6 protein-coding genes and 1 pseudogene are annotated in these 6,363 nt (G+C 58.5%); all 7 read right to left on the minus strand.

The features are described from left to right. Positions 1-28 precede the first annotated feature (28 nt). Positions 29-511 (minus strand): DnaT-like ssDNA-binding protein, encoded by a 483-nt coding sequence (locus FN633_RS00580; protein WP_154056387.1) that lies wholly within the window; start codon positions 509-511, stop codon positions 29-31. Positions 512-513: 2 nt separating this feature from the next. Continuing rightward, on the minus strand, positions 514-759 hold the full coding sequence (locus tag FN633_RS00585) for a hypothetical protein (protein ID WP_154056388.1): 246 nt from the start codon (positions 757-759) through the stop codon (positions 514-516). A 39-nt stretch (positions 760-798) separates the two neighbouring features. Next, a complete protein-coding gene (locus tag FN633_RS00590) occupies positions 799-1,935 on the minus strand; it encodes a major capsid protein (protein WP_042395827.1) in 1,137 nt (378 codons plus the stop codon). Between the two features lie 88 nt (positions 1,936-2,023). Further along, positions 2,024-2,776: a DUF6651 domain-containing protein gene (locus tag FN633_RS00595; RefSeq protein ID WP_154056389.1), complete on the minus strand. Its 753-nt coding sequence runs from the start codon at positions 2,774-2,776 to the stop codon at positions 2,024-2,026. A 122-nt stretch (positions 2,777-2,898) separates the two neighbouring features. Next, a complete protein-coding gene (locus tag FN633_RS00600) occupies positions 2,899-3,984 on the minus strand; it encodes a structural protein (RefSeq protein ID WP_154056390.1) in 1,086 nt (361 codons plus the stop codon). Continuing rightward, positions 3,968-5,374 (minus strand): DUF4055 domain-containing protein, encoded by a 1,407-nt coding sequence (locus FN633_RS00605; protein WP_154056391.1) that lies wholly within the window; start codon positions 5,372-5,374, stop codon positions 3,968-3,970. The genes FN633_RS00600 and FN633_RS00605 overlap by 17 nt, the downstream gene beginning before the upstream one ends. 2 nt (positions 5,375-5,376) lie before the next feature. Next, positions 5,377-6,363 (minus strand): annotated as a pseudogene (locus tag FN633_RS00610) (terminase); the annotation flags it as partial.

Here is a 6,363-nt window from a genome sequence, read left to right on the forward strand (position 1 = left end):
AAACGGAACCACTTTTAAATCTGCCAAATTACCCCCTCACCAGGCGCACCTGGTTTGAACTGCCCACCAGCCCACGCAGCATGTTGTTGAGCCACGGGAAAGATGCGGAGCTTCTGCTACTGCCCTGCGCATACGTCACGCTCACCGCGCCGGAGACCGACTCCTGCACTACCTCGCCGCCTGCATTGAAAGACGGCATCAGCTCAATCTCCTGCGCCTCAATAGCGAGACGGCATTGCGCCTGCACCAGCTGCCGGGGGATGGTGTTATCAGGCAATGACACACCATCAGCTGTCACCCCTCGCCGGGGCCATGCCTGCGACTGGGCAGGATCTGCCCGGTAGCCGCGCCAGTCGATCCCTGCCAGATAATCCATAGCCTGCACCAGCAGATTTTCACATTCAGCAGCATCTGCAGGGACCTCATACCCGCGCGCGGTGGCAAACGCCTGCAGATCTGAAACGCTGGCGTAGCTGTCAAACTCCGGAGATGCCGGGTCAGTAGTGAGCATGGTTACTCCTTAACGATCCAGCCTGCTGCTTTCCAGTTTTCGACCTCATCAGGATGCACATCGGCTTCATCCGGCGCGCCCGGGAATGCCGGGAACTCCGTGCGCATAATAACAAGCGCCTGCTCCTGCTCCTGCTCCTGCTCCTGCTCCTGCTCCTGCTCCTGCTCAGAATTGTTCTGCCCGCCGCCTGCGGCTGCAAGCCGTTCCGCCTCACGCTGCGCCCGCTGCTCTTTAGTTAATCCAGCCATAATGACCTCCGGTAAAGCGGGGCCGTAGCCCCGGTGTGATTAACCCAGCAGCAGCACTGCGTGGGCAGGTTTAACAGACGCCACGCCCCACGCCAGACCCACTTCGTAACGCACCTGACGGTACTGACGGTACAGCGCCACCTGGAAGGTGAGGCCTGAAACCGGATCGGTAACGTTCATAACGTCGTCCGCAGAGTCCCCGCCTTCAGGCATGGCCGGAGTACGCGCCGCCAGCAGGAAAGCGTTACGGTCAAACGCCATGTTCGCCGTAAATGCGCCGCCAACGGTGACCGCGGTATTATCCGCCAGGTTCTGGCGCAGACCCGGTGCCGCCAGGGTGATCGTGGTGGTGGTCGCTGCGGCCACAACGTATTTGTTGTCGTCACCCGCAAACGTCACCACGCTGCCCTGAGCAATACCGCCCGTGCCGGTATCGATCGCGATGATGATGTCACCCGCCTGTTTGGCACCGTTCACCAGATAACCTGCGCCTGCGCCACCAGCGACGCGCTTAACGCCTGCAGAGTTATGCAGGTTGAAGCCTTCCAGTCGGCCAATGATGCCCTCGCGCAGTAGCGCATCAGTACCGGCTTCATTTGCCTTGAACAGTACGGTTTGCTTACCGCGCAGATTAGCGGTGGCAGAAGAGCCAAGCACCATCTGCAGGTCAGTTGTCGGCGCGCCGTTATCCTCCAGCACCTGACGTGCCAGCGCAGCATCGGACAGGTCTTCTTTGATACCAAAAGGCGTGGTACCAGCCGTGCCGACGGCGCGGGATGATGCGTAGTACAGCGCCCCCAGATCTGAATCAACTTCGTTCGTCAGCGCGCGGAAGGCCTGCTTAAACTGGTCGGCCAGAATGGTGTTGTAGGTACCGGACGGACCGATTGCCAGCTGCTCTTCGCCGTTCCATTTCACCGGGGCCATCTTTGACTTGGTGATGGTGACGTTAACGTTACCGATGTTCTGGTCACCGTCGTTTGGTGCTGTAGGACCCGGAGTGATATCAACGGTCGTGGCGATCGGTGCCACCGGCGCGGTAACCGTCTGGCCTTTCGCCGCTGCATCAGCCTTGGCATTGCGCGCGACGGCGGGAATGAAGCCCACCTGTTCGCGGGAAACCACATCCAGAGCGGTGTAGATAGTCGGGATCAACCCAGTAAGGGTGTTGGACATTTCGTTATTCCTTGAAGGGAGTTAATTAGGGGTGATAGTGAGCTATCCAGCTCTGGCGCCGCGCACCATCCGGAACGCGGCAAAGGGGTTAATCGACGATAGTGATACCGTCTTTGAGCGCGCCCTGTTTGCCGGTCTGATCCAGCGCATCAAACGCTGCACGCTTCATGGTTTTCTGCCCGGCCTGGTGCTGGGACTGATGAGAGCCGCCACCGCTGTTGCCGGACGCCTTCAGGATGTGATCCTTCTGGGGGTACTGCTCAACGAGGAACTCAAGCGCTTCATCAAACTCGGCCAGCTCGCCGGGTTTGGCCCGGGAGTAGACCTTGTTGCCCTGCCCGTCATACGCGACAACCTTGCCGTCTTCGATTTTGAACGCCTGGCCGAAGCGCGCCTGCACGAAGTCAGAAGGGATCGCCATCTTGTCGTTGATGAACTTCGACCCGGCAAAGCGGCCGCCGATCATCTCGCCATAGAGCTGCTGCTCCAGCTGCTGGTTTTTACCAGTGGCCTCGTCCAGCTGCGCCTGGAATGACTTGGTGATCTCGGCTTTAACCTGGTCAACCGCGCCCGCGTCGATCAGCTTCTTCTGGTCGATTTTGGTCATCATCTCCAGCGCCTCGAGTGCTTTTGCCGGATCGCTGATATTGGCGAACGCCGCAAGCTTAGTCTCTGCGGCTTCTTTGGCTTCACGATGAGACCGGGCCTCGCCGTTCAGCGAGGTAATTTTGCTGACGGCCTGCGCTGCGTCGAATGCGATTTCTTTGCCGTCATCATGGATATAAACCGGCATACCGTTTTCAACGACAACGTGACCGTTCGCATCAAGCTTCAATTTCATGGTTTTCTCCGGGCCTTCCGGCCGCTGGTTAATGGATCATCCGATCCGGCGCCGTGTCGCATCCGCTAAACGGCAGGCATAAAAAAGGCCACCCGAAGGCAGCCATAGTTAAGAGGTTTGTATCAGCTGAGCGCTTTAAGTTGCGCCAGGCTTATCCATTCGCCCCGGTCCGTATACATCTCGCTGAGTTGTACCTTCCCGGCGCGGTAAAGCCCTGCCCGTTCGGGGCCGAGTATCTCGTCCTGTCTGTGGGGAGGCTGTCGTGCCAGCCAGTCAAGATAGGTTGTGTCTTCCGGCACCTGACCATCCATGCTGGCGCGGGTGCCCGGCGTCATCTCATCGATGTCGATCCCGAGCTCACGCCACGATTTGGTGATCAGCGTCTCCGTTGAGCGGCAGCAGAAGTGAATGCGGCCCGGTCCCTGCAGGTACGGTACCTTGTGGCCGATGGGCTTGTTATCCAGGGTATAGCGAAGGCGATCGCGAATGATGCAGGTATGCGTGGTTTTATTATCCAGCGTGGAGAGCCACTGCTTTCCCTTCAGAATATCGCCGTTGGCATCTGCAAAGCTGGCCCGCGCCGTGGCCGCCAGGTGGTTAACCGCCGTTTTGGTAATGCTGGAAGCATTGGCCCGGCTGACCTGCAGGGCGCCATCCTGAAAACCTTTGTTGGCGTGCCCGCGCACCTTCCGGGCGATCGCCTCGGTGGTATCACCCAGCAGATAACCCCGGCGCACCGTGTTGGTGATACGCGCCATACGGTCGGCTTCCAGATTGTCGCCCCACTCACTCAGCAGGCGCCCCTGAAAGGGTTGTGCCATGGCTGCTGCGTGCACCATCTCCGGCGAGATGCCCTGAAGCGGGTACCGCTCCTTGACCAGCTGCGGCAGCAATGAGTCAAACAGGCTCAGCTGATAGCCTGTCTGCTGCCCGGCCAGCTGCAGGAGTTCATCCGCCAGGCTGGTCTGCATACCCGCAATGGCCTGCTGGTTAAGCTCGCGTACGCTGCCAAGCAGGCTTTCAAGACGGCCTACAGTGAACCGGCTGGTGGGCAGGCTGTCCATCGCCACCAGCAGCCGTGCGGTAAGCTCTGCGTCGCTGTCGTTCAGCAGCTTTACAATGCGGTTTGCGACGCCCGTGCTGTAGCGGCTGATCCAGAGGGTATGGGCTATCGCTTCATCGCGCAGCCTGTCATTGACCGTTGCCATTGCCGTTACCTGTAAACGTCGGGCCCTGGTTGTTCAGCTCGTCGATGATTTCTTCGGGCTTCGCATCCGGATCGATGATTTTGAGCGACTGCAGTGCACGTACCGCATCAATACGACGGATATCACCGCCCTGGCGCAGTGACTGGACAGCCAGCGCTGCAGGTGCGTTGATGGACTGTTCTGAAACATCCAGCTCAGTGCGGACGTCAACGTTGCCACCGTCATTCAACCCGAGCCATTCGGCCATGATCTGCAGGATATTATCCAGAGCGTCCTCAAGGGAGTTAGCCATGGTGTAGAGCGGCGAGTGCTCCTGCATACGCTCTTCGCTGGTTTGCTCAACGGATTTGGTGGAGGTATTTTCCGGGCGAAGCAGTTTGGCCCCCGCCTGGCGCATCTGGTTTTCGAGGTCTTCCAGAGACGTTTTCCCGGCGCCTATTGCCGAGCCGGTATGCTCGACGTATTCCAGCCCCTGCTTGGTACGGTCAGTAAACTGGGTAGCCGAGGATGAACCAATCGTCAGCTCCTGCCCGCCTTCCAGACCATACACCACCAGCAGCGGTACGCGGGCAACGTGCAGAATGTTGTCCTGCTCGCTCTGACTCTGCCAGTGCTTGATGTTCAGTAACGCGAGATTAAGCAGCGGCGGAGAACCTCGCATAAAGCCGGTGCGCTTCGTATAGAGCGTCACCAGCGGGATATCATTGCGGGAAGTGGCCCACTCTTCATGGATCTGCCAGGTCTCCTCTGCGCCTTCGCTTTTTTTGCGACGGTAGATCTCAACTTTGCCGGGCAGGATATGGCGTATCTGCTCTACCTTAGTCTGGCCGAAGTCGTCGCCATCAACGACCACCACCTCTTTAATACGCAGATTGGTCAGCACCACCTTGCCACCAGCAGTTTTGGATTTCCAGCCGATAACCTGCCGGGGGTTTAGCATCGTGACATAGGGGCGCGCGCCACTGGCTTGTTCGTCGGCCTTCGTTCTGACCTGTTCCGCATCCACGCGGGGATAATCCACCAGCGCATGTGCCAGCCCGTACTGAAATGCGATGCCAAAGAACGCCTGCGCCCAGACATCAAGCCGCATCCCCTCCAGGTCAATATTGGGGGCGAGTGCCTTAACCTGCTCGGGCGTGGTTTCGCTCAGTACTACTGGCTGTGCGAATACACGACCTATGTTCTGGTTAATGGTCTCTTCGTAGGCAGGCAGCAGCGTCGCGACGGCGAGGCGCTTTTTGTAGTCCTCTTTATCTTCGTTCGGCCAGCGCGGCATATGGGATTCGCCGAGCTGGCGCATATAGAGCGTGCCGCCCATCAGCGCATCGTTGATGTCCCACGCCTCGACCATGTTGTTGTAGTCGAGATTGGGTGTTGAAATATCTGGCATGGTCACATCCGAAGTTTAGTTACTTTGCCGACTGTCTTCGGCGGAGAGTGCAGGACGGCATATCGCGTGCCGTCCCAGTCGTGATCTTCCTGTTGAGTATCTACATCATCGGGGTTCTTACTGTCGCGAACGAGCACCGGCACACGGCTTATCCAGCCCCGGCAGTAGTCAAACACGTAGAACGCTGGTTTCTCAGGCATGCCTGACTCCAGTTTCTTACCTTCGACAACCGCCTCAAGCATGTCAGCAAACAGAGCCGCGCCGTTCACCCGTGATCCCGGCTTCTTATTGGATGGCACCCATTTAACGCCCTGCGACTCCATCTTCTGAGCGATAGATAGCTCATCATCGCCAGTGTTGTAGATGGCACCATCAGCAGGGCCGGGAACCACCTTCTTGCAGATACCGGGCATGATGTTCAGTTGCCCCTGCGTCACCCCATTGAGTTTTATCTCCTCAGGCTCAGCAAGCTCTTCTCCCACCAGCCGCTTATCTACCCAGGCCACGCCCTTAGCGACGTTTGTGGACGACATATTCAGGCCTTTGTTCAGCTCGACCGGTGGGCAGCCGTACCACTCGCCAATAAGGATCAGCGACCCGGCAGGCGGGCAGAACTGGCGACCATCAGGCAGCTCGGCGGCGGTGCCGTCGGCGCGCGCCCACCAGAGGTTAGAAAACGGCTTAGACTCGCCCCAGTCATGGGAGCGGTCAACGGTCCAGCTATCCGGGATGCGGAATGGCTTAATGACATGATGCGAGGCATTCCATAGATGATCAAAGCGCCCGCCGCTGGTGACATCCCATGAGCCCTCTACCCAGGCTTTGCGCCGGTTCGGGTCTTTGATAGCCATCAGGGTCGCAATGTACTGCGGATCCAGATACGGGTTTTCTTTGAACGAACCATGTATAGCCACACGGGTAAGCGTTACATCCTCTTCGCGCTCGGTCTGTGGGTTAAATACCTTCTGGGTTTCGCGGACTATCGTTCC

It is taken from the genome of Pseudescherichia vulneris, from assembly GCF_902164725.1.
Taxonomy (GTDB): Bacteria; Pseudomonadota; Gammaproteobacteria; order Enterobacterales; family Enterobacteriaceae; genus Pseudescherichia; species Pseudescherichia vulneris.